Source organism: Histophilus somni 2336, assembly GCF_000019405.1.
GTDB classification, from domain to species: Bacteria; Pseudomonadota; Gammaproteobacteria; order Enterobacterales; family Pasteurellaceae; genus Histophilus; species Histophilus somni.
Genome location: NC_010519.1, coordinates 830416 through 856844 on the forward strand (window position 1 = coordinate 830416; position 26429 = coordinate 856844).

The window sequence follows — 26429 nt, forward strand, 5'->3', positions numbered from 1 at the left end:
TTTATTATGTTTTTTCAAAGTTGGAGTGATTTTTTTTATATGGGCGGTTATGGGCTTTATGTCTGGCTATCTTATGGGATTTCTTTCCTTGCTATTATAGGATTAGGCTTGCAAAATATTTATCTTCGCAAAGCCCTATTTAAAGAAATTCAACGTGAACAATTGCGTTCAGTGCGTCAAAAAAATACGCAAGCTGAAAACAATGGAGAAAACCTATGAACCCAAGACGTAAATCAAGATTATCGGTAGTACTGTTTATTTTACTGGGCATATCCGTTGCCTCTGCTTTGGTGTTGTATGCGTTGCGTCAAAATATTGATTTGTTTTATACGCCAACAGAAGTTGTGAATGGAAAAAATAACGAAAGCCATACCAAGCCTAGTATTGGGCAACGCATTAGAATTGGCGGAATGGTTGTGGAAGGAACGGTAGAACGTGATCCTAAAAGTTTAAAAGTCAGATTTGACTTAAATGATATTGGACCTTCAGTAACGGTTATTTATGAAGGTATTTTGCCTGATTTATTTCGTGAAGGACAGGGCATTGTTGCTCAAGGTGTACTTATTGAGCCAACTGTACTGAATGCAACGGAAGTTTTGGCAAAGCATGATGAAAATTATGTTCCGCCGGAATTAGAAGCACAAATGCAGAAAATTCATAAGCCTATGGGCATATCGGATCTCAAGAATGAAAGTGATCGTGATCGTCAAGAAAAACAATTTAAAGAAGGTAACCAATGATCGCTGAATTAGGCAATTATGCTCTGGCTTTAAGTTTAGCTATTTCTGTTTTATTATCTATTTTTCCATTATGGGGAGCGGAAAAAGGCAATGTACAGATGATGGCTTTAGCTCGCCCAATGACCTATGGTTTATTTGTTAGCTTAACTGTTTCTTTTGTTGCACTTTTCTATTTATTTCTGACAAATGATTTTTCAGTACAATATGTGGTGAACAATTCAAATACCAACTTACCTTTGCAATATCGTCTATCCGCTGTTTGGGGCTCCCACGAAGGTTCTTTATTACTTTGGATTTGGCTATTGACTCTTTGGAGTGCGGCTGTGGCTTTTTTGAGTAAACAATTACCCCAAGAAGCTGTGGCTCGTGTCTTGGCAATTATGGGTATTATTACGATTGGTTTCTTACTATTTGTGATGTTTACTTCTAACCCTTTTGACCGCACTTTCCCTGATTTTCCTGTTGAGGGAAGAGAATTAAATCCATTATTACAAGATATTGGTCTGATTTTTCATCCGCCTTTACTTTACATGGGCTATGTGGGTTTTTCCGTTGCTTTTGCTTTTGCTATTGCATCATTGATGACGGGAAAACTGGATACCGCATGGGCAAGATGGTCCCGACCTTGGACAATGGCTGCTTGGGTATTTCTAACATTGGGGATTGTGCTGGGATCTTGGTGGGCATATTACGAACTTGGCTGGGGCGGTTGGTGGTTCTGGGATCCTGTAGAAAACGCCTCTTTAATGCCTTGGCTTGCCGGTACTGCATTGCTTCATTCTCTTGCGGTAACGGAAAAACGTGGTTCATTTAAAGCATGGACAGTATTGCTGGCAATCTTGGCTTTTTCACTGTGTTTATTAGGTACTTTTTTGGTTCGTTCTGGTATTTTGGTTTCGGTGCATGCTTTTGCCTCTGACCCAACTAGAGGTTTATATATTTTAGCTTATTTAATTGTAGTTATTGGCGGTTCGCTAGCGTTATACGCTTATAAAGGCAATCTTATTCGCACAAGAAACAATGCTGAACGTTATTCTCGAGAAACTATGTTGTTAATCAATAATATTTTATTAATGACCGCACTTAGTGTGGTGTTCTTGGGTACTCTCCTGCCTTTAGTACACAAACAATTAGGGTTGGGAACTATTTCTATCGGCTCTCCATTTTTTGATCAAATGTTTTTATTGATCATGATCCCTTTATCACTTTTATTGGGTGTCGGACCTTTAGTAAAGTGGCGTCGAGACCAATTCTGTGCTATTCGTCTTCCGGTTATCATCAGTTTAGTCATTATGCTTATTACCGGATTTGTTTTACCTTATTTTTTACAAGATCGTATTACAGTGAGTGCCGTTCTTGGTGTCATGATGGCAATGTTTATTCTTCTTCTAGCACTCTATGAATTGCAGCAAAGAGCAACGCATAAGCATAGCTTTTGGATTGGCATAACAAAATTGTCTCGTTCTCATTGGGGAATGGTTTTAGCACATTTAGGGGTTGCGATGACGATATGGGGAATTGCTTTTAGCCAAAATTACAGTATTGAAAGAGACGTTCGAATGAATGTGGGGGATACAGTAAAAATTGCAGATTATGAATTTACTTTCCAAGGTATATCCGATGTCAATGGTGTCAATTACTTAGGCGGAAAGGCACAAATTGACATCAGTCGAAACGGTAAGTTTGAAACCACGTTGTTTGCTGAAAAACGTTTCTATACAGTGAGTAAAATGACAATGACTGAAGCGGCTATTGATTGGGGGTTATCTCGAGATCTATATGTTGCACTGGGCGAAAGTTTAAATGATGGTTCATGGGCTTTACGCTTGTATTATAAACCTTTTATTCGTTGGATTTGGCTGGGAGGTATATTTATGGCATTCGGCGGATTACTCTGTATATTTGACCGACGTTATCGTTTTGGAAAACTTCTAAAACAAGGATAAGTTATGAATAAAAAACTTTATATACCATTAATTTTATTCCTCGGACTAGCCTTTGCTTTTTTTGTGCAACTGCAACGTAATGCACAAAGCGATAATCCAAAAGCATTGGAAAGTGCCTTAATAGGTAAGTCGGTGCCAAATAAACTGCTAACTGATTTACTGACAGATAAGCAATATGACAATCGTCTATTCAAACAGGGTAAACCTTTGCTCGTCAACGTTTGGGCAACTTGGTGTCCAACTTGTTATGCGGAACATCAATTTCTCAATGAACTTCATAAACAAGGTATTAACATTATTGGCATTAATTATAAAGATAAAACGGATAAAGCCATAAAATGGATCAAAAAGTTAGGTAACCCTTATCAAGTAATTGTAAAAGATGAAAAAGGATCTTTTGGGCTGGATCTCGGTGTTTATGGTACTCCGGAAACGTTTATCGTGGATGGAAACGGGATTATTCATTACCGCCATACCGGTGATATAAATGAACGTATCTGGAAAGAAAAAATACAGCCAATTTATCAACAAGTAAGTGAGAAAAAATGATGACAAAATTACGTTATTTTCTGACCGCACTTTTTCTCAGTTTTTCAGCACAAGCTGCGATTGATGCACTTAATTTTACCTCTATGCAACAAGAAAAAGATTATCACAGCTTGACTCAAGAACTGCGTTGTCCTCAATGTCAAAATAACAACATTGCTGATTCCAATGCTTCGATCGCTGTAGATATGCGGGCAAAAGTGTATGAACTTTTACAAAAAGGTCAAAATAAGCAACAAATTATCGATTATATGGTTGAACGATATGGAAATTTTGTGACTTATAATCCGCCGGTAACAGGTTCAACAATCATTTTATGGATTGCTCCTTTGGCTTTGATGATTCTTGGTGTTGTTATTGTGCTACGCCGTAAATCTGGTTCATCCAGCAAAAGTGCGGTAGAAGCTCAGCCAAATTTAACTCAAGAACAACAAAAGCGTTTAGAAGAATTATTAAAAGAACGGGAATAAAAAATGATTTTCTGGGTAATTTGCCTTTTATTAACATTAGCTATTGCATTTATTTGTTTTTATCCTCTGCTTAGAAACAAGACAGAAAAATCAACCAATTTAAAACGAGATGAATTAAATAAGGCCTTTTATTTCAATAGGTTGAAAGAAATTGAGGAAGACGAACAATACGGTTTATTAGAAAATAGTCAAGAGTTTAAAACAGAATTACAACAAACGTTGTTGGAAGATATTCCTGAAAAAATGGCTGTTGAGAAGAGCAATAAGCAATACGGACAAATTTGGTTTATTTCCGGTTTTTTGACTTTAGCGATTATTGCTCCTTTAACTTATATGAGTGTAGGTTCTTGGCAATCTGAGATAATGTTAGAAAAAACTTACGAAAAATTACCGCACTTTTATGCAAGAGTAAAAGAGGAAGCAAACAAACCGCTAAATGAAAATGAGCTACAACAATTTGCTGTTGCACTGCGGTTAAAATTACAAAAAGAACCCAATAATGCGGCTGATTGGTGGACGCTAGGACAAGTGGCAATGAATCTGGAAAAAGCACAACTTGCTTTTGATAGTTTTTCTCAAGCCAATAAATTAGCACCGCAGAATATTGAATATAAGCTATCACTTGCTCGAATTTTGATGTTTTCACAAGATCAAATTGATCGTCAAAGAGGGATGAATTTATTAAAAGAAGTGTTGCGTATTGATCATACTAATATGCAAGCCTTAAGTTTGCTTGCTTTCCAGTATTTTGAGTCGGAAGATTATCAAAGAGCCGCTGTAACTTGGACAATGATGCTTCGGTTCATGCCGAAAAATGATCCAAGAGTTCCTTTAATTGAAAAAAGTATTCGTACAGCACGTGATGCTATCAAAGAAGATAGCAAATAAAACCGGTTATATATGAAAAATTTAAAGTATTTTGCACAAAAATATGTGGATTGGGTTATTCGCTTGGGAAGAATTAGATTTTCCCTATTAGGTGTTTGTATTTTGGCAGTGGTTGCTTTGCTTACACAAATAGTGGTGAGTTTAATTTTTATGGGAACTATCTATTGGCAAGATGTAGCTCGTTCTATTATCTTTGGTTTGTTTTCAGCTCCTTTTGTTTTATATTTTTTTACGTTATTGGTAGAGAAATTGGAAAAATCACGCCTTGATTTAGCGAAGTTAGTGGATAATTTACGCAATGAGGTATCAGAGCGTATTCTTGCTGAAAGAAAGTTATCGGTTGCGTTGAGTGAGATTGAAAAAACCAGTCAAGATAAGACCGCACTTATGACAACAATCAGTCATGAATTGCGTACCCCTTTGAATGGCATTATTGGCTTAAGCCAGATTTTGCTTGATGACAAATTAACAGAGCAACAACGTAATTATCTTAAAACGATTAACGTGAGTGCTATTTCTTTGACGCATATTTTTAGTGATATTATTGATCTCGAAAAAATTGATGCCAATCGTATAGAATTACATTATCAACCGACTAATTTGTGCAGCTTTTTAAATGATATTACCAATTTTGCTACATTAATGGCGGCACAGCGTAAATTAAAGTTTGAATTGGTGTGCGATAAAGATTTACCTGATTGGCTGATGTTGGATAGCGCAAGATTAAGCCAGATATTATGGAATTTAATTAATAATGCAGTGAAATTTACACCTGCCGGAAAAATAAAACTGAAGGTTTCTCGCTTGACGGATGATACTTTTTCTTTTGCGTTATCTGATACCGGTGTTGGGATAGCAAAAGGGGAGTTGGATAAAATTTTTACTATGTATTATCAAGTACAAGAAACCGATCATAAACCTATCGGTAGTGGTATCGGTCTGGCTGTGTCTAAAGCAATAGCAGGTTTAATGGGCGGTGATTTAACCGTTGAAAGCCAATTGCATCAAGGGGCAACCTTTACGCTCACTTTACAGGCTAAAGCTGTAGAAAAACCGGCAGAAAGCGAATCTAATGTGCCTAATACATTGACGATCCTATTAGTTGAAGATATTGAGGTAAATATTATTGTAGCTAAATCCGTATTGGAGAAATTAGGTTACTGTGTGGACGTTGCCATGACCGGTAAAGAGGCTATTCAAAAATTTGAGCAAAATTATTATGATTTGGTGCTGTTGGATATTCAATTGCCTGATATGTCAGGATTTACTATTGCACAATATTTACGTGAAAAATATGAACAAGGTGTTTATGATTTTCTCCCTCCTTTAATTGCATTGACTGCTAATATTATGCAAAGTAAAACCGAATATCAAAAACAAGGCATGGATGATGTTTTACGTAAACCTTTATCTTTAGAGGCGTTAGTAAATTGTTTATCGGATTATTTCGGTGATGAGTTAAATACAAAGATTATTAAAAAATCCTCTTTCGTAGAGTTTTCTGCTTTATCCGATGTTCTTAATATGGAACTGTTGGTTGAGCTGAATGATATTTTAGGTAAAGAATTTATTGGTAAAAACCTATTATTATTTAAGCAAACTATGCCAAGCTATGTAAATGAATTATTAGACAGTTATGAACAATATAAACAGGATAGTGCAGTAAAAAAAGATTTACTTTCTAATGTACATAAAATCAAGGGAGCGGCGGCATCCGTCGGGTTACTTCGTTTACAGCAAGTTGCCTCTTTGGCTCAAGATGCTAATCACGAAAATTGGGAAACGCATATCGATGAGTGGATCAATACCTTGGCAAATGATTGGTTGGTTGATACGGCGGCATTAGAGGATTGGTTGAATGATCTGTAATTTATTAAGGAATAATAGTTGCAAAAAGGGGAGTACAACTTTAAACTTGAGCCTTTGCCATTGATATAGTTAACACTCGAATAATTATGACAAATTTAACTGAAAAACTGGAAGAAACTGCCAGCAATAATGAGCTTTTATTAGGTGAGCGTTTTCGCATGGCTCGTGAAAAATTACAGTTGTCTTTAGATGATGTATCTAAACAAATTAATTTAAGACCCGCTATTTTACAGCTTCTTGAAAATAATGAGTTTACACATAAGAGCATTCCTACAACTTTCATGAAGGGTTATGTGCGTAATTATGCGAAGTTTCTACGCATACCGGAAGAAATATGGACAAAAGCAATTTCCTCCGTGGAGGAAAATACACGCCATAATTTAGGTAAAAATACTTGCTTGATGAAAGCGGTAAATGGGCATTCTTCTCATGGGCGTTGGATTGGTTATGTAACGGTATTGGTGTTGTTGATTGTATCCGGTATGACGGCGTTATGGTGGTGGGGAAATTACCAAAAATCAAATCAAGAACGTGACACTTTTGTACAACATTATGTAGAAAATGCACCATCGGAGCGGATTGAAATTCAAGCGGATCAAGTGCTTGAAAAAAATTTAACGATCCCTGTGGAAAAGCCACAGGTTGTTTCTGTTAATGAAACTACTGTTGTAAATAAAGACAGTATGGCAGAAAATAAGTTGACCTCAGTTTCTACGCAAGAGCAAAGTGCGGTACAAAATCCACAAGAAATAGTGAGCAACAAAACATCAGAAACTGAAAAAACGGTTAAAAATACAGAAACCTTTGTCGGCGGTGATTTGCAAATAGAAATTATCGGGGCCAGTTGCTGGATTAGTGTTAAAGACGCTAAACATAAAGTATTAGCACAAAAAGAATATAAACAAGGCGAAGTTTTGGTCTTTACTGATGGATCACCTTATTCTTTAATTATCGGTGCCCCAAGCAATGTTAAAATTACTTACAAAGGTGAACATTATCCATTAAAAGTTGACGGACGTGTTGCTAAATTCAAATTACAGTAAATTATTATGTCATCGTTTAAACCAACTATTAATCGTCGTCAATCGACAAAAATTTATGTGGGAAATGTACCGATAGGTGGTGATGCACCTATTGCCGTACAATCTATGACCAATACAAGAACGACTGACATAGAAGCAACAGTGGCACAAATTAAAGCATTGGAGCGTGTCGGTGCTGATATTGTGCGTATTTCTGTGCCTACTATGGATGCGGCAGAGGCGTTCAAATCAATTAAACAGCAGGTTAATATCCCGTTAGTTGCAGACATCCACTTTGATTATCGTATTGCTCTTAAGGTGGCGGAATATGGGGTAGATTGTTTGCGAATTAATCCCGGTAATATTGGGCGTGAAGATCGTATTCGTGCCGTTGTTGATTGTGCGAAGGACAAAAATATCCCTATTCGTATAGGTGTTAATGCAGGATCTTTAGAAAAAGATCTACAGGAAAAATATGGCGAACCTACACCGGAGGCTTTGCTGGAAAGTGCGTTACGTCATGTGGAAATTTTAGATCGTTTGAACTTCGATCAGTTTAAGGTTAGTGTGAAAGCCTCGGATGTCTTTCTTGCGGTAGAAAGCTATCGCTTATTGGCAAAAGCAATTAAACAACCACTGCATTTAGGAATTACCGAAGCCGGTGGAGCACGTGCCGGTGCGGTAAAAAGTGCGGTCGGTTTGGGGATGCTTTTAGCGGAAGGCATTGGCGATACATTACGCGTTTCTTTAGCAGCCGATCCTGTCGAAGAAATCAAGGTCGGTTTTGATATTTTAAAATCTCTACGTATTCGTTCTCACGGCATTAATTTTATTGCCTGTCCGACTTGCTCTCGTCAGGAGTTTGATGTGATTGGCACCGTCAATGCACTTGAGCAACGTTTGGAAGATATTGTTACACCAATGGACGTATCCATTATCGGTTGTGTGGTGAACGGACCAGGCGAAGCGTTAATTTCAGATCTTGGAGTAACAGGCGGTAATAAAAAGAGCGGTTATTATTTAGATGGAAAACGTCAAAAAGAACGCTTTGATAATGAGGATTTAATTAATCAGTTAGAGGCAAAAATTCGTGCGAAAGTCGCACAGCAAGATCCAAAAAACAGAATTATCTAAAGGAAGAATATTGTGGCAAAAACAATTCAAGCAATTCGAGGCATGAACGATTGTTCACCTACTGAAAGTCTCTTGTGGCAGTGGGTAGAAGAAAAAGTGCGGTCGGTTTTACAAACTTATGGTTATTCTGAAGTTCGAATGCCTATCGTAGAAAGTACCCCTTTATTTGCTCGTGCTATTGGTGAAGTAACAGATGTTGTATCAAAGGAAATGTACACATTTTGGGATAACGATGAACAATTAACTTTACGGCCAGAAGGTACTGCCGGATGTGTGCGTGCGGCAATTGAGCATGGCTGGATTTACAATAATGAACAACGTCTTTGGTATATGGGACCTATGTTTCGTCATGAGCGTCCGCAAAAAGGACGTTATCGTCAATTCCATCAAGTCGGTGTAGAAGTGTTTGGTATAGCGAATCCGGAAATTGATGCTGAATTGATTTTATTAACTGCTCGTTTATGGAAACAGCTGGGTATTTTTGATCATGTAACGTTACAACTTAATTCTATCGGTTCTCTTGAGTCTCGACAAAATTACCGTTCTGCATTAGTGGAATTTTTACAGCAACATATGGATCTATTAAGTGAGGAAGAAAAAGAACGTTTAGTGAAAAATCCACTACGTATTTTAGATACGAAGAATCAGGTGCTACAAGAAGTATTAAATGATGCACCGAAATTATTGGATTATTTAGATCAAGAGAGTCGAGAACATTTTAGCCAACTATGCGATTTATTAGATGCCGTCGGTATTCAATATGAAATCAATCCTAAATTGGTTCGAGGTTTAGATTACTACAATAAAACGGTGTTTGAATGGGTAACTTCCGCTTTGGGGGCACAGGGTACAGTTTGTGGCGGCGGTCGTTATGACGGTTTAGTCGAACAACTTGGCGGTCATGCAACTTGTAGTGTGGGTTTTGCTATGGGATTGGAACGCTTGGTTTTACTGGTGCAAGAAGTGAATAAGCAAATCGTTTTACCAAGTGCGGTAGATATTTATGTGGTTTATTTTGGTGAAAAAACGACTTTACCTGCATTCCAGTTAGCTGAAAAAATTCGTACGGAATTACCGCATTTACGCACAATGACACATTGTGGTGGCGGTAACTTTAAGAAACAATTTAAACGTGCGGATAAAGTTGGTGCAAAATTTGCTCTAGTGATTGGCGAAACTGAGGTGAAAACACAGCAGGTTGTCGTAAAAGATTTACTGGGTGGTGCCGAGCAATTGAGCTTGGCATTAACAGATGTAGTTATTTACTTAAAACAAGCAATTACTCAATAAGGATACTAAAATGGCTTATACAATCGAAGAAGAACAAGAACTGAATGAATTAAAGACTTGGTGGAAAGAAAATTACAAATCTATTATTGTAATTGTGCTTCTTGCCTTTTCAGGCGTATTTGGTTGGCGTTATTGGCAAGATTACCAAACAACGAAAAAACAAACACTTTCTGCACAATATGATGAACTGATCAGCAGTGCCGAAAATCAAAGCATCTACAATGCTCAGCTGGATCGGTTTGTGCAAGAAAATGGAGAAACAACTTATGCTGTGTTTGCCTTGTTAGATAAAGCTAAACTTGAAGTCAGTCAACAAAATTTTGTGCAAGCAGAGGAAACATTAAAGCAGGCTATTGTGAATACGAGTGATGATATTTTAATGTCAATTACCGCAATTCGGCTAGCCACAGTTCAATATCAGTTACAAAAGTTTGATGAGGCTTTAGCAAGTCTTAATCAAGTTAAAGGTCAATCTTGGGATGTTAGCAAGTTGTTATTGTCCGGTGATATACAGTTGGCAAAAGGCAATAAAGAGATAGCAAAGGATAATTTTGAACAAGCACTAACAAAAGCCACATCTTGGGAAAAATCATTCATCCAAGTCAGATTAAATAGTCTGTAATTGTCTAATTATTGAAGCCTTGATACCTCAAGGCTTTTTTATAGGAAGTTATTTATCATGAATATTCAACACTTATTGAAAACACAAGCCTATATTAATGGAGAATTTATTTCTGCCAAAAATCACCGCACTTTTCCCGTGATAAACCCTGCTAATCAACAGGTTATTTGTGAAATTACCTGTTGTGGTAAAGAGGAAACAGAATTAGCGATTAAAAGTGCAAAACAAGCACAAGTACATTGGAAAAAATATACCGCAAAAGAGCGGTCGAAAATTTTAAAGAAATGGTTTGAACTGATTATGCAACATCAGGAAAGTCTTGCATATTTATTAAGTTTAGAACAAGGGAAACCGCTTAGTGAAAGTCGAGCTGAGATTGCTTACGGTGCAAGTTTTGTTGAATGGTTTTCCGAGGAGGCTAAACGTGCTTATGGTGAGATTATCCCCCAAGTGCGGGAAGAAAATCGCTTACTGGTGATTAAACAACCGGTAGGGGTAGTTGCTGCAATAACACCTTGGAATTTTCCAAATGCAATGATCACACGAAAAGCCGCTCCGGCACTGGCTGCAGGGTGTGCCATTATTATTAAACCTGCACCGGAAACGCCTTTATCCGCTTTAGCATTGGCAGCATTAGCCGAGCAAGCGGGTATACCGAAAGGTATATTTAACGTTTTACCGACAGTATATGCAGAAGAAGTCGGAAGTGTTTTAACTCGAAGTACTGATGTACGTAAATTAACGTTTACCGGTTCGACTAAAATTGGCAAAATTTTAATGCAGCAATGTGCCGATACGGTGAAAAAAATAAGTCTTGAATTAGGGGGAAATGCACCATCTTTGATTTTTAATGATGCAGATTTAGACAGAACCGTCGATTCTGTTATAGCCTCAAAATTCCGCAACTCAGGGCAAACCTGTATTTGTACTAATCGAATTTATGTGCAGTCGGAGATTTATCGTGCGTTTGCTGATAAATTAAAACAAAAAGTGCGATCATTTATCGTAGGCGATTTTCAGCAAGAGGCGGTAAATATTGGACCGTTAATTAATGAAAGTGCGGTACGAAAAATTGAACGACACATTGAGGATGCGTTAAGCAAAGGTGCAATTTTAACTTTAGGTGGGCAACGCCATTCTCTAGGAGGAACTTTTTTTGAACCAACTATTTTAGAAAATGTGTCGCAAGATATGTTAGTTTGCCATGAAGAAACTTTTTCCCCTCTGGCAGCGTTGATTCCTTTCGATACGGAAGAACAAGCAATTAGCATGGCAAATGATAGCGAGTTCGGTTTAGCTGCGTATGTGTATACACAAGATTTCAGTCGTATTTGGCGACTTTCGGAAGAATTGGAATGCGGATTAGTTGGAGTTAATGAAGGCATTATTTCCAATGAAGTCTCTCCGTTTGGTGGAGTTAAGCAATCGGGCTTGGGTAGAGAAGGCTCTCGTCACGGACTGGATGAGTTTTTAGAAATGAAGTATTTGTGTATGAAAGTTTAGTTTACAATGCAACAAGTCAATTGATTATCCCTGCTGAGGTGGAAAGTACGACAACACGTGTATTAGGATCGGCAATTACAAGTTTTGAAACTGCGAGATTAGACATCAGTAAATTCCTTTTAGTTAAGGAAAGGGGCTATTGCCCCTTATGATAATTATTGACGCACAGTATAGTCGCCTGAACAAACCCATTTGTAGGTGGTAAGTGCTTCCAATCCCATTGGGCCTCGAGCGTGTAATTTTTGTGTACTAACCGCCACTTCTGCCCCTAAACCGAATTGTCCACCATCAGTAAATCTTGTGCTAGCATTAACATAAACTGCGGCAGCATCCACAAGGGAAACAAATTGGTGAGCAAGTCTTGGTGATGACGTTAAAATTGCTTCTGAATGTTGTGTGCCGTACTCGGTAATATGTGCAATGGCTTGTTGAATATCTTTGACAATAACAACATTTAAATCCAATGAACCCCATTCTTGACGTAGCTGTTGTTCTTGTACAATAGATACTTCTGCATTTTGTTTTTCCAATATTGAAAGTGCGGTCGGATCTGCGTGATATTTTACATTTTTGTGTTTCAAATGAGCGACAAGCTTAGGTAAAAATTCTGTGGCGATACTTTCTTGCACTAGCAGAGTTTCTAAGGTGTTGCATGTACTCGGACGTTGAGTTTTAGCATTGTCGATTACAGCCAAGGCTTTATCTTGCTCCGCACTTTCCTCCACAAATACATGGCAAACCCCAACACCGCCAATAATGACCGGGATTGTAGAGTTTTGTTTGCAAAACTCATGTAAACCCGCACCGCCACGAGGAATAATCATATCCACATATTTATCCAATTTAAGTAATTCTAATACGAAGTTTCGATCCGGATCGGTAATAGCTTGTACCGCATTTTTAGGTAATCCGGTTTGCTCCAACGCATCTTGAATTACTTTTACCAAAATTTTATTGGAATAATTGGTTTCTTTTCCGCCTCGTAAGATAACGGCATTACTTGTTTTTAAACAAAGTGTTGCAACATCGACGGTTACATTTGGACGAGCTTCATAAATTACACCAATAACACCTAAAGGCACACGAACTCGTTCTAATTTTGTACCACTTTCTAAAATACCGCCATCAATGATTTGTCCGATAGGATCCGACAATGAAATAATATGACGAACATCTTTTGCGATACTATTTATGCGTTCCTTGGTGAGTAAGAGGCGATCGATAATTGCATCAGATAATCCATTTTCTTTTGCCAGCTGAATATCCTTAGCATTTTCTACAAGAATTTTATCGCTTTGTAATTCCAATTGTTCAGCGATAATTTGTAAGGCGGTATTTTTTTGTTGTTGAGAAAGTTGAGCCAAAATCGTAGCGGCTTGTTTAGCATTTTTTCCCATTTCTTTTAAACTCATACAATATCCTTATTTTGTTTTTTTAGGTAATTTATCATGCGTTTTGACTTTTTCTGCTCCTTGCTCTTGATAATCAAAAATAGGCAATCCCCATTCGAAATAAATGGCGAGCAAACGAATAATGAAGCCACTAATTAACGTAATAATAATGACCAAATTTTGATTAATCTGTAATTGTTGTAAGCCAACATAAATACCGGTAGCTAATAATGCAACACTGGCATAAAGCTCTTTTTGGAACACTAAAGGAATGCGGTTACAGAGCGAATCTCGTAATACACCACCAAAGGCTCCCGTAACGATAGCGGCTATACAGGTAACAGTAAAACCATGCCCCATGTCCAAAGCAATTTGAGCACCAATAATGGAAAATACGATCAATCCTAGTGCATCTAAGACCAAAAAAATGGTACGGAAGTAGCGTATAAAGTGTTTGATAAAAGGAGCTATAAAAACAGTGAGTATAGCCGCTCCGGTAACAATCAAGAAATAATGTGGGTTTTTAACCCAACCCAAGGGATAATGCCCGAGCAAGATATCCCGAATCGATCCTCCACCGATGGCTGTCATTGAAGCAATAATAATAACCCCAAAAATATCCATTTTTTCTCGTCCGGCAGCCAATGCTCCGGTTATCGCTTCTGCTGTAATGCCGATAATATAGAGAATACTCAGTAACATAAGTGTCCTTAAAGTGCGGTAAAAGGATTACTATTTTAGAGTGCATAGAACAAAGAAACAATGTTATTTTTGAGCTAACCCAAGAAGTTAGGCGGATTTATTGCAAGGAAAATTTAACCGGATAAAAAAGAAATTCTCATATCATCAAATTTAGCAAGGATTATTCATTAGAAGAATAAAGTATTTCTTTATAATGTTTACGGCATACCGACATATAACTATCATTTCCGCCAATTTGAATTTGCTCACCGTCTTTGACTGCTTTACCTTGTTCATTTAAGCGTAAAACAAAATTAGCTTTACGTCCGCAGTAACAAATAGTTTTCAATTCTTCAAGTTGATCTGCCCAAGCCAACAGATATTTGCTTCCTTCGAATAATTCTGCTTGGAAATCTGTACGCAGACCATAGCATAATACCGGAATATTGAGTTCATCTACCACATTGCTTAGTTGATAGACTTGTGCTTTCGTTAAAAACTGAGCTTCATCAATTAAAATACAATGTAATTTTTGTTGCTTAATATGCAGTGCTATTTCAGTAAAAAGATCAGTGTCTTTATGAAATAAATTCGCTTGTCTATGAATGCCAATACGTGAACTCACTTTACCTTTACCAAAACGATCGTCGATGGCAGTTGTATAAACTAACGTATTCATGTTACGTTCACGATAGTTATAATCCGATTGTAATAAGGTTGTAGATTTCCCCGCATTCATCGTGGAATAATAAAAATATAGTTTTGCCATTATGTTAATACCCAACCGCCGGAAATAATATATATTAAGTTTGATTTTTCCATTATTTATCTTAAATTGCTTTCAGTTCAGTCATTGCCCAGCGGGGTTTAACGTCAATTTCCAAAGGTGAATATTCACCTTGTTTTAGACGCAAAAAACCGACGTAAGCAATCATTGCACCGTTATCTGTACAAAATTGAGGTTGAGGGTAAAAGACCTCTCCTTTTAATTGTTTCATCATATCCGCTAAAGATTGACGTAATTGTTTATTTGCACTCACACCGCCTGCAATGACTAAGCGTTTAAAGCCTGTTTCTTTTAAAGCTCGACGACATTTAATTGCTAACGTATCTACTACTGCTTGTTGGAATGCGTAGGCGATATCTGCTTTAGTTTGTTCAGTGAGTTCACCTTCTTGTTTAATTGCTTGATTAATTGTATTGGCGGCAAAAGTTTTTAAACCTGAAAAACTAAAATCTAAGCCGGGGCGATCTGTCATAGGACGAGGAAAGAAAAAACGTTCGGGATTCCCCTGTTCTGCCAAACGTGAAAGTACACTCCCTCCAGGGTAATCCAATCCTAATAATTTTGCCGTTTTATCAAATGCTTCACCGGCAGCATCGTCAATACTTTCTCCCAGTAATTCATATTGCCCTACAGCATTAACACGAACAAGCTGTGTATGTCCGCCGGATACTAATAACGCTACGAAAGGAAATTTTGGGGGATTATTTTCTAACATAGGGGCAAGTAAATGCCCTTCCATATGATGTACACCAATAGCTTTAATGTTCCAAGCATAGGCAAGCGAGCGTGCAATTGTTGAACCTACTAAAAGTGCACCCACCAATCCCGGTCCACAAGTGTAAGCTATGCCATCAATGTCTTTTGCTTCTAATCCCGCTTGTTGTAAAGCCGCCTGAATTAATGGTGCGGTTTTACGGATATGATCACGAGACGCTAATTCAGGGACAACACCGCCATAATCAGCATGTAAAGCAATTTGAGTATACAGTTGATTGGCAATCAATCCTTTTTCTTCATCGTAAATGGCAACGCCTGTTTCATCACAAGATGTTTCTATGCCTAGAATACGCATTTTGTTTCTCTTCTTTATTGAATTTCGAAATAGAGTAGATTCTACCTTTTTTACTTAAATTAAACTAGCGTATTGATTTTTTTAAGAGAAAAAGTGCGGTATTTAAAAGTGCGGTATTTTTTAGAATTTTTTTATTTTTTCGACATATCTCGCAAAATTAGCTTGCTTATTTTCTAAATGAATTTTTTTGTATTAACCTCTTACCAGTTATGAGTACGGAACAATAGGAAAAATATGGATAACCGGAATGAGCTGTTACTGCGTTTGTTACAAGTGCCGAAGTTGGGAGCGTCCGGAATAACTCAACTTTTATCGCACATCGATTTAAAAACATTAGAGGATTATGATGATGTTGCGTTTCATTATTTAGGCTGGAAACCTGAACAGATAAATAGGTGGTTGTATCCGGATCTTAGATATATTGAACCTGCATTATTTTGGGCAAGCAAAAAGGGACATTATTTGATGAATTTTTATCAAGAGAATTACCCTTATTTATTAAAGCAAACCATAGGTGCTCCCCCTTTGTTATTTATCAAAGGCAATCCGGAAATACTTGCTCAACAACAAGTTGCTATTGTAGGAAGCCGTCATTGCTCACATTATGGCGAGTATTGGGCAAAGTATTTTGCAACGGAATTGTTCCTTGCTGGTTTTGTTATTACCAGTGGACTGGCTTTAGGGATAGACGGTTTTTGTCATCAGGCTGTTGTGGATATTCAAGGACAAACTATCGGGGTATTAGGGGGAGGTTTGGAAGAGTTGTATCCCAAACAACATAAAAAATTAGCACAACAAATGCTAGATTATGGCGGTGCGTTAGTGTCAGAATTTTTACCTCATCAGCCTCCCAAGCCACAACATTTTCCTCAACGTAATCGCATTATTAGCGGACTTTCTAAAGGTGTTTTAGTGGTTGAGGCAACAGAAAAAAGCGGTTCACTCATTACTGCACGTTATGCTTTAGAACAAAATAGAGAAGTTTTTGCACTTCCGGGGCAAATTCAAAATGAGTATAGTCAAGGGTGTCATAGATTAATAAAAGACGGTGCATTGTTAGTAGAGAATGTTGCAGATATTGTAGAAAATTTATCGCCTTTTATGCATTATGAACGTCAACTAACAGCAAAACAGATAGAAACGCAATTTCCGCCGGCTTATAAGTTACCTGCTTCACCGACTTATCCTGAACTCTATGCCCATATTGGATATACGCCGGTAGGGCTTGATGAATTATCAAATAAAAGCGGATTAAGTGTAGATACCTTATTGATACAGCTGTTAGAACTTGAATTGCAAGATCTCGTTATTGCTGAAAAAGGGTTATATCGACGGACTTAAATGTTGATATAAGCGATAACTGACTTGTTTTGTGTTTTTTTCTTTTAATAATTGCCAATTTGCAGGCGTTGTTAAGCTTTTTTCTCGTTCTGTTTCCACATAAATAAGTGCATTGGCATGTAACCAATTATGCTGTACTAGTAACTTAATGGCTTGTTCAGCAAGATTAAAGTAGAAAGGAGGATCAATAAAAACAATATCAAAGTGCGGTTCGGTTTGAGTTTTGTTTAAATAGTGCAAACTATTTTGATTAATAACGTTTGCATTGGTACATTTTAATATAGCGACATTTTTATTGAGTTGATTAGCTATTGTTTTGTCTAATTCAAGGAATGTAACATTTTTTGCTTGGCGTGAAAGTGCTTCAAAGCCGAGAGAACCGCTTCCGGCAAAGCAGTCTAAACAATTGGAATCAACGATATGAGGCATTAGCCAATTGAATAAAGTTTCCTTAACACGATCTCCTGTTGGTCTTAAACCTGTAGAATTCAAAACAGGTAATTTTCTGGCACGCCAAAGTCCGGCAATAATTCTGACTTCCCCTTTGTTTTTCTCTTGTATACGGTTTGGTTGATTTTTTTTCATTAAAAATTAATTATGATAAACTAAATGCAGTTTCGTGATTTTAACAGAAAAGTGAGCAATTTTATGTCAGAAGAAAAGAAAAAAGGTAGATTTTGGTCTTGGTTAGGATTGGGGCAGAAAACAGAAGATTCGATATCAGAACAGCAACCGGAGCAACAATCAGGACAACAGGAAAGTGTTGCAAGCGAGCAAGAATCTACTTCGAATATAGAGCAGGTTATAAAAGAACCAGAGCATATTGATGACACTTCATCAGACTTGGTTTTATCCGCTCATTTACAGGAGCAAGAGGTAAAAGAATACTCACTTCATGAACGGGAACTGTCTCAAAATACTGTAATAGAAATAGAAAGTGCGGTTGAAAAAACAGATATTTTTATTGAAGAGGATACAACATATCAGGCTATCAATAAGGAGCAGCGAGAGGAAACAACGATTACATCGGTAAAAGAAGTAATACCGCAAGAACAAGAAAAACCGGCTGAAAATGGTTTTTTTAGTCGTTTAGTCAAAGGATTATTAAAAACCAAGCAAAATATCGGTATCGGTTTCCGCAGTTTGTTTTTGGGCAAGAAAATTGATGACGAGTTATTTGAGGAGTTAGAAGAACAACTATTGATCGCTGATATCGGTGTGCCAACTACGACAAAAATCATCAATAATTTAATTCAGCATGCAAGCCGTAAACAATTGCAAGAGGCAGATTTACTTTATCAACAACTTAAAGTGGAATTAGCCGATATTTTAAAACCGGTCGAGCAACCTTTACAACTTGATAACAGTAAAAAACCTTATGTTATCTTGATGGTTGGTGTAAATGGTGTGGGTAAAACCACTACAATCGGCAAATTGGCTAATCAATTCCAAAGGCAAGGCAAATCCGTTATGTTGGCGGCAGGAGATACGTTCCGTGCTGCGGCTGTTGAGCAGCTTCAAGTTTGGGGAGAACGTAACCAGATTCCTGTTATTGCACAAAGTACAGGGTCAGATTCTGCTTCTGTCATTTTTGATGCTATGCAATCGGCAGCGGCACGTAATATTGATGTACTTATTGCGGATACGGCTGGGCGTTTGCAGAATAAAAATAACCTGATGGATGAGTTGAAAAAAATTGTTCGTGTGATAAAAAAATGTGATGAAACAGCACCGCATGAAATCATGCTAACTCTTGATAGTGGAACGGGACAAAATGCAATTAGTCAAGCGAAATTGTTCAATGAAGCGGTAGGATTAACGGGTATTAGTCTAACCAAGTTGGATGGAACAGCAAAAGGCGGTGTTATTTTTGCGATTGCAGATCAATTTAATTTACCTATTCGCTATATTGGTGTCGGTGAGAAAATCGATGATTTACGCCCATTCCAAGCAGATGAATTTATTGACGCACTTTTTGTACAAGAAGAGTAAATGTTGAAATACAAATCTTAGAATGATCATCTTAGATGGCAAGTTATTATTTAGCATAAAACGTAGGAAATTCTATACTATCGTTGACTATGCCTCTAATGATAGGAAGTGCGGTATTTTTTATATGAATTCAATCTAGTTTTAAATCATTTTACTTAACATTACTTAGAAATAAGATGATGTTTTCGGATGCCCAACAATATTAACATCACAAAATAAGTTATCACAGCGACGAAAATCAGCCAGCCCAGCCAATGTACACGAGTGAAAAAGGTCATTTGTTTCCAGAGACTGAGTGCTGGTGAATAATACCAAATAACCATTCCCATAATGATCGCAGAGATTAAAACTTTGACAAAAAAGACCGCACTTTGTCGAGTAAAATGGTAAATATCCGCTTTAGCTAATCCTCGATAAAGCAAGTAAGCATTCAGTGTTGCTGACATTGCTGAAGCGATAGCCAATCCAATATAACTGAACGGGATAGCGAGTAAATTAAATCCCATATTACTTACCATAGCAATAATTCCGATTTTTACCGGAGTTTGGGTATCTTGCCGAGCATAATAGCCATTGGCTAAAATTTTAATCAGCATAAAACTCAACAATCCGGCGTTAAATGCCCAAAGGGAATAAGAGGCGGCTTGCACATCAGAAAATGAAAATTTCCCACGCATGAACAGTACCAATAACATCGGTTGTGCCAAAACAGCAATGCCAATCATTGCCGGAATGCCAAATAATAAGATCATTCTGACGCCCCAATCCATTGTTTGACGAAAATCAACCGCACTTTTTTCAATGTTATCTGTACGATTAACATAATGTCGAGATAGAGTTGGAAGAATAACGGTTGAAATCGCAATACCAAATAAACCGAGAGGAAATTCTAATAAGCGATCTGAGTAATAAAGCCAGCTAATTGATCCAGTCATTAAAAAACTGGCAATAAAAGTATCCAATAGAAGATTTATTTGATTTACAGAAACACCGAATAGTGCCGGAATCATCAAGGTTCTTATTTTTTTTACGCCCTCATCATGCCAAGCCCATTGAGGTTTTGTTAAAAATCCGGCTTGTTTTAAAAAAGGAATTTGAAAGAGAAATTGTAGCAAGCCGCCAATAAAGATCCCGATAGCAAGAGCAAGATCGGGACTTTCTAATCGAGGAGCGAGAAAAAGAGCGGTGCAAATCATAGCTATATTGAGAAGAACGGGCGAAAAAGACATCACGCCAAATTTACCGATGGTATTTAAAATTGCACCAGATAACGCCACAAAAGTGATAAACCATAAATAAGGGAAAGTAATTTTGAGGAGTAAAGAGGCTTGTTCAAATTTTATTGCATTGGAGCTGTCATTTAGCCAATCAATAAACCAACCTGTGCCAAAGATCGCCGTAATTACAGGAGAAAAAAGCATTGCTAATAAGGTCACTACTGAAACCAATCCGCCCAAAGTACCTGATACTTTACCTATAAATTCTCTAGTTTTACTTAAATCGCCTGATTTTTGGTATTCTGCTAAAACTGGTACAAAGGCTTGTGAAAAAGCACCTTCGGCAAATAAACGTCTTAAAAAATTTGGAATGCGATTAGCAAATAAAAAAACATCCGCCACTACACCTGCACCTAATATTTGTGCAGTAATAACATCACGAATTAAACCTAAGATACGTGATAACAAAGTCATTGCACTGACGATAATGCCTGATTTCAATAATTTTTTGCTCAAAATAAGTTTCCTTTCATGAAAAATTGGCTTAATTGTATATAAATTTTGTTTTTAAGCTATATTCCAAACGAAAAAACTGTTAGAATTCCGCCTACATCGTAACTAGGCTCAACAACTAAAGGCAATTGAGGAAAGCTAACGATGGTTGTTTCGGTTGTGTCTCACCGAAATCCTCAACCCAAATTTTGCTAATTGTTTATTGACAATTGTATAGAAAAAAGGCATATTTTACGCCTTTATTTTTTCGTAAACTAACAGATATTTTAGGAGTTTGACCTTGGCTAATATCAAGTCAGCTAAAAAACGTGCGGTTCAATCTGAAAAACGCCGTCAACATAACGCAAGCCAACGCTCTATGATGCGTACTTTTATCAAAAAAACCTATGCAGCAGTAGCAACAGGTGATAAAGCAGTAGCTCAAGCTGCTTTTGTTGAAATGCAAAAAGTTGTAGACCGTATGGCATCTAAAGGCTTAATTCACGCTAACAAAGCAGCTAACCACAAATCTAAGTTAGCGGCACAAATCAAAAAATTAGCGTAATTTTTTAAAACCGATAAAAACAAAACCGCACTTTAAAGTGCGGTTTTTTATCAGCTGTTGATTAACGGGTACTGGTACTCGTTGTCGTACGGTTTGCACGTTTACGCTCTACCTCAGTTAAAAGTTTTTTACGAATACGTACAGAAATTGGCGTTACTTCAACTAACTCATCATCATCAATAAACTCTAATGCTTGTTCAAGTGTGAGTTTCAATGGTGTGGTTAAAGTCAAAGCATCATCTTTACCTGAAGCACGCATATTGGTGAGTTTTTTACCCTCCAGCGGGTTGACAGTTAAATCATTAGAGCGACTATGAATACCAATTATTTGTCCTTCATAAATTTCTGCACCATGATCAACCATTAGCTTGCCACGATCTTGTAGGGCATAAAGTGAATAAGCCAAGGCTTTACCTGTACCGTTTGAAATCAGTACGCCGTTAATACGCTGGCCAATTTCACCCGGTTTTACATCATCATAATGGCTGAAACTTGAGTAAAGTAAGCCTGTCCCTGAAGTCATTGTCATAAATTCATTACGGAAACCAATGAGACCACGACTTGGAATAATGTATTCTAAGCGAGTACGACCTTTACCGTCCGGTATCATATCACGTACTTCACCTTTGCGAATACCGAGTGCTTCCATGACAGAACCTTGATGTTGTTCTTCAATATCAATAGTCACTTGCTCGAAAGGCTCTTGCTTGCGACCATCAATTTCTTTAAAAATTACTTTAGGACGAGAAACCGCCAGCTCATAGCCTTCACGACGCATATTTTCAATTAATACGGATAAGTGCAATTCCCCACGGCCGGATACACTGAAAATATCCGAATCATCCGTTTCTTCTACACGCAATGCCACATTATGTACAAGCTCTTTTTTCAAACGCTCTAAAATTTGGCGGGAAGTGACAAATTTACCTTCTTTTCCACAGAATGGTGAAGTATTTACACAAAAGAACATAGTTACTGTCGGTTCATCAACGCTTAATGCAGGCAATGCTTCCACATTGTTAATATCACAAACAGTATCTGAAATATTTAACTCACCTAAACCGGTAATGGCTATAATATCACCTGCATAAGCTTCTTGAGCTTCGTAACGCTGTAAACCTAAGTGTCCTAAAACCTGACCGATACGACCGTTACGGGTTTTCCCTTCAGGATCAATTAATGTAACAGGTTGATTTGGTTTTACTGTACCACGTTTAATGCGTCCAATCCCAATGACACCTAAATATTTGCTGTAATCTAATTGGGAGATTTGCATTTGGAACGGTGCATCCAACTCAACATCCGGCGGTGAAACATGTTCAATAATTGCTTCAAAGAGCGGATCCATATTAGAAGCCAATTTTTCATGTTCAAGACCGGCTACACCGTTTAACGCAGAAGCATAAATAATAGGAAAATCAAGTTGTTCATCTGTGGCACCCAAATTTACAAAGAGATCAAATACTTGATCTACTACCCAGTCAGGACGTGCTCCGGGACGATCCACTTTATTGATTACAACAATCGGTTTTAAACCATGTGAGAAGGCTTTTTGGGTGACGAAGCGGGTTTGTGGCATTGGACCGTCAAAGGCATCGACAACCAACAATACGGAATCTACCATTGAAAGTACTCGCTCTACTTCTCCACCGAAGTCTGCGTGTCCTGGTGTATCCACGATATTAATACGATAGCCGTTCCAATTAATTGCGGTATTTTTCGCAAGAATAGTAATTCCACGTTCTTTTTCCAAGTCATTGGAATCCATTACACGTTCATCAGTATCACCACGAGAAGTGTCTAATGTGCCTGAAAGTTTAAGAAGCTTGTCAACGAGGGTTGTTTTACCATGGTCAACGTGTGCAATAATTGCAATATTGCGTAATTTTTGAATATCAATTTTATCTGTCATTTGAATAATCTAGAGTTATAAAAAATTAAAACTTTCTTCCGCACTTTACGTTTCAAAATAGTTCATTTTTACATCTATACCGTGCGGAAAGGTCGCCGATTATACAACTTTTTGTTATTAGGAGCTATAAAAAAACGACCTCCGACCTTTACCGATATAAAATTCCCTATCCTATTCCCCTCTAATTGATTATAATCTCCGTTCAAATTTATTTCCGTTCCCACTAAAGTAGAGAGAGTATTATGTCAAACACAACAGCTATTACGAATGTATTCAAGTTAATCGAAGAAAATGATATTAAGTTTGTTCTTCTTCGTTTTACCGACGTTAAGGGTAAAGAACATGGCGTTTCCCTGCCGGTCAGTTTAGTTGATGAGGACTTGTTTGAAGACGGTAAAATGTTTGATGGCTCCTCAGTTGAAGGTTGGAAAGCCATAAATAAGGCAGATATGTTATTGATGCCAATTGCTGAAACCGCCGTTGTTGATCCTTTTGCTCAAATTCCGACACTTTCAATCCGTTGCAGTATTTTTGAACCGACTACCATGCAAAGTTATGACAGAGATCCACGCTCAATTGCCATGCGTGCAGAAAATTATATGCGTTCAACAGGCGTTGCGGATGATGTATTTTTTGGCCCTGAACCAGAGTTTTTCTTATTTGATGATGTGCGTTTTGATGTCTCGATGAACGGTAACTCTTATACTGTCGACGATATTGAGGCAGCATGGAATACAAATAAACACTATGAAGGTGGAAATAAAGCCTATCGTCCTTTGAAGAAAGGGGGATATTGTGCAGTTGCACCGAATGATATCGCACATGATATTCGCTCGGAAATGTGTTTGTTAATGGAAGAAATGGGATTAGTGATTGAAGCCCATCACCACGAAGTTGCAACAGCGGGGCAAAATGAAATTGCCACTAAATTTAATACACTTACGTTAAAAGCAGACGAAACGCAAATTTATAAATATATTGTGCAAAATGTTGCGTATGAACATGGCAAGACAGCTTGCTTTATGCCAAAGCCGATTATAAACGACAACGGTTCAGGTATGCATTGCAACATGTCTTTGAGTAAGGACGGGAAAAATATTTTCCAAGGTGATAAATATGCAGGGCTTTCTGAGACCGCACTTTATTTCATTGGGGGGATTATTAAGCATGCCAAAGCCTTAAATGCGTTTACCAACCCATCAACCAACTCTTATAAACGCTTAGTTCCGGGGTTTGAAGCACCTGTTTTATTGGCTTATTCAGCAAGTAACCGCTCTGCATCAATTCGTATTCCGGCGGTTACTAATCCTAAGGCTATTCGTATTGAAGCACGTTTCCCCGATCCGTTGGCTAACCCATACTTAGCGTTTTCAGCATTATTAATGGCTGGTTTAGACGGTATTCAAAACAAACTTTATCCCGGTGATGCAATGGACAAAAACCTCTATGATTTACCGCCGGAAGAACTGAAAGACATTCCTGCCGTTGCAAGTTCATTGAGTGAAGCGTTAGATAATTTAGAAAAAGATTATGAATTCTTAACGCATGGTAAAGTGTTCAGCAAAGAATTTATTGATACGTTTATTGCAATGAAACGTAAAGAAGTGGAACGTTTAAATATGACACCACATCCAGTAGAATTTGAAATGTACTACGCTTAATACCGGTTAGATAAACAAAAAGCGACTAAATTTGTTTGATCTGACCTCACAGGCTAGACAGATTTAATGCAAGGACTGTGTTATATCATTTACAGGTCGCAGTCCTTTTAGTTTCACGTGAATATATTCAAATTGTTGTAATAAAGTATCTGAAATTTTTCCGACTTTACTCTGATAAGAGGATACTTTCTTCGCTGGCAATTCTTAATTTTATACCGCACTTTTTACTCTTTTTTTCTCAGCGAAACTTCTCCTCCGTTAAATTTTCTCAACACTCCATTATTCAACGCTACTAATAGATAACCCTCTTCATCAATACCTTGCTCAATTCCACAAACGATTTCTTTTTCGCTAATAATATTTACTTCTTGTCCAAAAAAATAATCCAACTTAATCCAACGCTGAAAAAAAGCATGCATTCCCTGTTGCTCAAAAATAGTCAAATATTGATACCATTTTTTTACTAATTGAATTGCAAGATCATTACGATCTATTTCCGGCAAAGTTTCCAATAATTCCGCCCAAGGTTGATCAATTTTGTTTTCTTGCGGTAAAGATAAATTTATCCCAATGCCAACGATAAAATTAAGTAATCCATTTTTAGCATTGACGATTTCAACTAAAATTCCTGCTAATTTCCGTCCGAACAATAGCAGATCATTCGGCCATTTTAACTTAACCTCCGCACCCATTTCATTTAGCACTTCAGCAGTTGCCAGCCCTAATACTGAACTTAAACCGTTTAACGAAACTGTCGGATTGAATGTCCAATAAAAACTCACCATTAGTTGACCGGCAAAAGGCGATTGCCATTCCCGTCCTCGTCTACCTCGCCCTGCAAATTGATATTCGGTAAAACACAAGTCTCCTTTGTTCAACTGTAAAATGTTTTCCATGAGATACTGATTAGTTGAATTGATAATAGGGTGATAATAAATCTTATAAGGACTTAATTCTGTTTCCAAATAAGATAGATTTAATAAAGGAAGTTGCGGTTTTAAAGAAATATTTTGCTCATTATCAACAATACAAATTCCTTGTTGTCTTAATTGTGCTATCTGCTTTTCCAGTTGTACTCTTGTCAGGTCTAAAAGTGCGGTTAAATTTTTGTAAGAATAGGGTTTGCATCTAGCTAAAATAGATAACAACTTAATCATTTTTCCCTCGCTATCACCATTATAAAATCTCAAGCAGCAGTACTTTTAACACAAATTTTTTCAAGAGAAAATATTATAAAAAAACATTTTCAAACAAGTAGGAGATCTGTATAATTTGGGCGCAATATTTT

The 26429-nt window shown here is 37.4% G+C and carries 24 protein-coding genes; 16 read left to right on the top strand and 8 right to left on the bottom strand.

What is annotated here, in order from left to right; genetic code table 11:
- Positions 1-6 precede the first annotated feature (6 nt).
- The 12 genes from ccmD to HSM_RS03750 all read left to right on the top strand — a co-directional run bounded on the left by ccmD (position 7) and on the right by HSM_RS03750 (position 12030).
- Positions 7-219: a heme exporter protein CcmD gene (ccmD, locus tag HSM_RS03695; protein ID WP_012341547.1), complete on the top strand. Its 213-nt coding sequence runs from the start codon at positions 7-9 to the stop codon at positions 217-219.
- Positions 216-740 (top strand): cytochrome c maturation protein CcmE, encoded by a 525-nt coding sequence (ccmE, locus tag HSM_RS03700; RefSeq protein ID WP_012341548.1) that lies wholly within the window; start codon positions 216-218, stop codon positions 738-740. Before ccmD ends, ccmE begins: the two co-directional genes overlap by 4 nt.
- Entirely contained in the window at positions 737-2686 is a 1950-nt protein-coding gene (locus HSM_RS03705; protein WP_012341549.1) for a heme lyase CcmF/NrfE family subunit, read from the top strand. The genes ccmE and HSM_RS03705 overlap by 4 nt, the downstream gene beginning before the upstream one ends.
- Before the next feature lie 3 nt (positions 2687-2689).
- On the top strand, positions 2690-3235 hold the full coding sequence (locus HSM_RS03710) for a DsbE family thiol:disulfide interchange protein (RefSeq protein ID WP_012341550.1): 546 nt from the start codon (positions 2690-2692) through the stop codon (positions 3233-3235).
- Complete coding sequence (locus HSM_RS03715; protein ID WP_178384339.1) at positions 3235-3702, top strand: cytochrome c-type biogenesis protein; 468 nt, start codon at positions 3235-3237, stop codon at positions 3700-3702. Before HSM_RS03710 ends, HSM_RS03715 begins: the two co-directional genes overlap by 1 nt.
- A gap of 3 nt (positions 3703-3705) precedes the next feature.
- Positions 3706-4590 (top strand): c-type cytochrome biogenesis protein CcmI, encoded by an 885-nt coding sequence (gene ccmI, locus HSM_RS03720; RefSeq protein ID WP_012341552.1) that lies wholly within the window; start codon positions 3706-3708, stop codon positions 4588-4590.
- A 12-nt stretch (positions 4591-4602) separates the two neighbouring features.
- Complete coding sequence (locus tag HSM_RS03725; protein ID WP_012341553.1) at positions 4603-6459, top strand: ATP-binding protein; 1857 nt, start codon at positions 4603-4605, stop codon at positions 6457-6459.
- Positions 6460-6545: 86 nt separating this feature from the next.
- The gene (locus tag HSM_RS03730; protein WP_012341554.1) at positions 6546-7502 is read left to right on the top strand and encodes a RodZ domain-containing protein; all 957 of its coding nucleotides are present in this window, start codon (positions 6546-6548) and stop codon (positions 7500-7502) included.
- A gap of 6 nt (positions 7503-7508) precedes the next feature.
- On the top strand, positions 7509-8615 hold the full coding sequence (gene ispG, locus HSM_RS03735) for a flavodoxin-dependent (E)-4-hydroxy-3-methylbut-2-enyl-diphosphate synthase (RefSeq protein ID WP_011608560.1): 1107 nt from the start codon (positions 7509-7511) through the stop codon (positions 8613-8615).
- A 12-nt stretch (positions 8616-8627) separates the two neighbouring features.
- A complete protein-coding gene (gene hisS / locus HSM_RS03740) occupies positions 8628-9905 on the top strand; it encodes a histidine--tRNA ligase (protein WP_012341556.1) in 1278 nt (425 codons plus the stop codon).
- Positions 9906-9915: 10 nt separating this feature from the next.
- Complete coding sequence (locus HSM_RS03745; protein ID WP_012341557.1) at positions 9916-10527, top strand: YfgM family protein; 612 nt, start codon at positions 9916-9918, stop codon at positions 10525-10527.
- 57 nt (positions 10528-10584) lie between these two features.
- The gene (locus tag HSM_RS03750; RefSeq protein ID WP_012341558.1) at positions 10585-12030 is read left to right on the top strand and encodes an NAD-dependent succinate-semialdehyde dehydrogenase; all 1446 of its coding nucleotides are present in this window, start codon (positions 10585-10587) and stop codon (positions 12028-12030) included.
- 155 nt (positions 12031-12185) lie between these two features.
- Here the strand turns inward: HSM_RS03750 and proA are convergent, their stop codons facing one another.
- The 4 genes from proA to tsaD all read right to left on the bottom strand — a co-directional run bounded on the left by proA (position 12186) and on the right by tsaD (position 15961).
- Positions 12186-13442, bottom strand: a complete 1257-nt coding sequence (gene proA / locus HSM_RS03755) for a glutamate-5-semialdehyde dehydrogenase (protein WP_012341559.1) — start codon at positions 13440-13442, stop codon at positions 12186-12188.
- A 9-nt stretch (positions 13443-13451) separates the two neighbouring features.
- A complete protein-coding gene (locus tag HSM_RS03760) occupies positions 13452-14123 on the bottom strand; it encodes a trimeric intracellular cation channel family protein (RefSeq protein ID WP_012341560.1) in 672 nt (223 codons plus the stop codon).
- A gap of 160 nt (positions 14124-14283) precedes the next feature.
- Entirely contained in the window at positions 14284-14871 is a 588-nt protein-coding gene (locus HSM_RS03765) for a thymidine kinase (protein WP_012341561.1), read from the bottom strand.
- Positions 14872-14932: 61 nt separating this feature from the next.
- Positions 14933-15961 (bottom strand): tRNA (adenosine(37)-N6)-threonylcarbamoyltransferase complex transferase subunit TsaD, encoded by a 1029-nt coding sequence (gene tsaD, locus HSM_RS03770; RefSeq protein ID WP_012341562.1) that lies wholly within the window; start codon positions 15959-15961, stop codon positions 14933-14935.
- 234 nt (positions 15962-16195) lie between these two features.
- On the opposite strand from tsaD, the gene dprA reads away from it, so the two are divergent.
- Positions 16196-17302 (top strand): DNA-processing protein DprA, encoded by a 1107-nt coding sequence (dprA, locus tag HSM_RS03775; protein ID WP_012341563.1) that lies wholly within the window; start codon positions 16196-16198, stop codon positions 17300-17302.
- Here dprA and rsmD read toward each other — a convergent pair.
- Positions 17285-17887 carry a 16S rRNA (guanine(966)-N(2))-methyltransferase RsmD gene (gene rsmD / locus HSM_RS03780; protein WP_012341564.1) on the bottom strand — a complete coding sequence of 201 codons (603 nt, stop codon included), beginning with the start codon at positions 17885-17887 and terminating at the stop codon, positions 17285-17287. The genes dprA and rsmD overlap by 18 nt on opposite strands.
- A gap of 63 nt (positions 17888-17950) precedes the next feature.
- Here rsmD and ftsY point away from each other — a divergent pair, with 63 nt between their 5' ends.
- Positions 17951-19294, top strand: coding sequence for a signal recognition particle-docking protein FtsY (ftsY, locus tag HSM_RS03785; RefSeq protein ID WP_012341565.1), 1344 nt, complete (start codon positions 17951-17953; stop codon positions 19292-19294).
- Between the two features lie 161 nt (positions 19295-19455).
- On the opposite strand, the gene murJ is transcribed toward ftsY, so the two are convergent.
- Positions 19456-21027, bottom strand: coding sequence for a murein biosynthesis integral membrane protein MurJ (gene murJ / locus HSM_RS03790; protein WP_012341567.1), 1572 nt, complete (start codon positions 21025-21027; stop codon positions 19456-19458).
- 277 nt (positions 21028-21304) lie between these two features.
- Between murJ and rpsT the strand changes: the two genes are divergently transcribed.
- A complete protein-coding gene (gene rpsT / locus HSM_RS03795; protein WP_011608572.1) occupies positions 21305-21568 on the top strand; it encodes a 30S ribosomal protein S20 in 264 nt (87 codons plus the stop codon).
- Positions 21569-21629: 61 nt separating this feature from the next.
- Here rpsT and typA read toward each other — a convergent pair whose 3' ends face one another.
- Positions 21630-23480, bottom strand: a complete 1851-nt coding sequence (gene typA / locus HSM_RS03800) for a translational GTPase TypA (RefSeq protein ID WP_012341568.1) — start codon at positions 23478-23480, stop codon at positions 21630-21632.
- 242 nt (positions 23481-23722) lie between these two features.
- Between typA and glnA the strand changes: the two genes are divergently transcribed.
- Positions 23723-25141, top strand: a complete 1419-nt coding sequence (gene glnA / locus HSM_RS03805) for a type I glutamate--ammonia ligase (RefSeq protein ID WP_012341569.1) — start codon at positions 23723-23725, stop codon at positions 25139-25141.
- Positions 25142-25365: 224 nt separating this feature from the next.
- Here glnA and birA read toward each other — a convergent pair whose 3' ends face one another.
- Positions 25366-26298, bottom strand: a complete 933-nt coding sequence (birA, locus tag HSM_RS03810) for a bifunctional biotin--[acetyl-CoA-carboxylase] ligase/biotin operon repressor BirA (protein WP_011608575.1) — start codon at positions 26296-26298, stop codon at positions 25366-25368.
- Positions 26299-26429 lie beyond the last annotated feature (131 nt).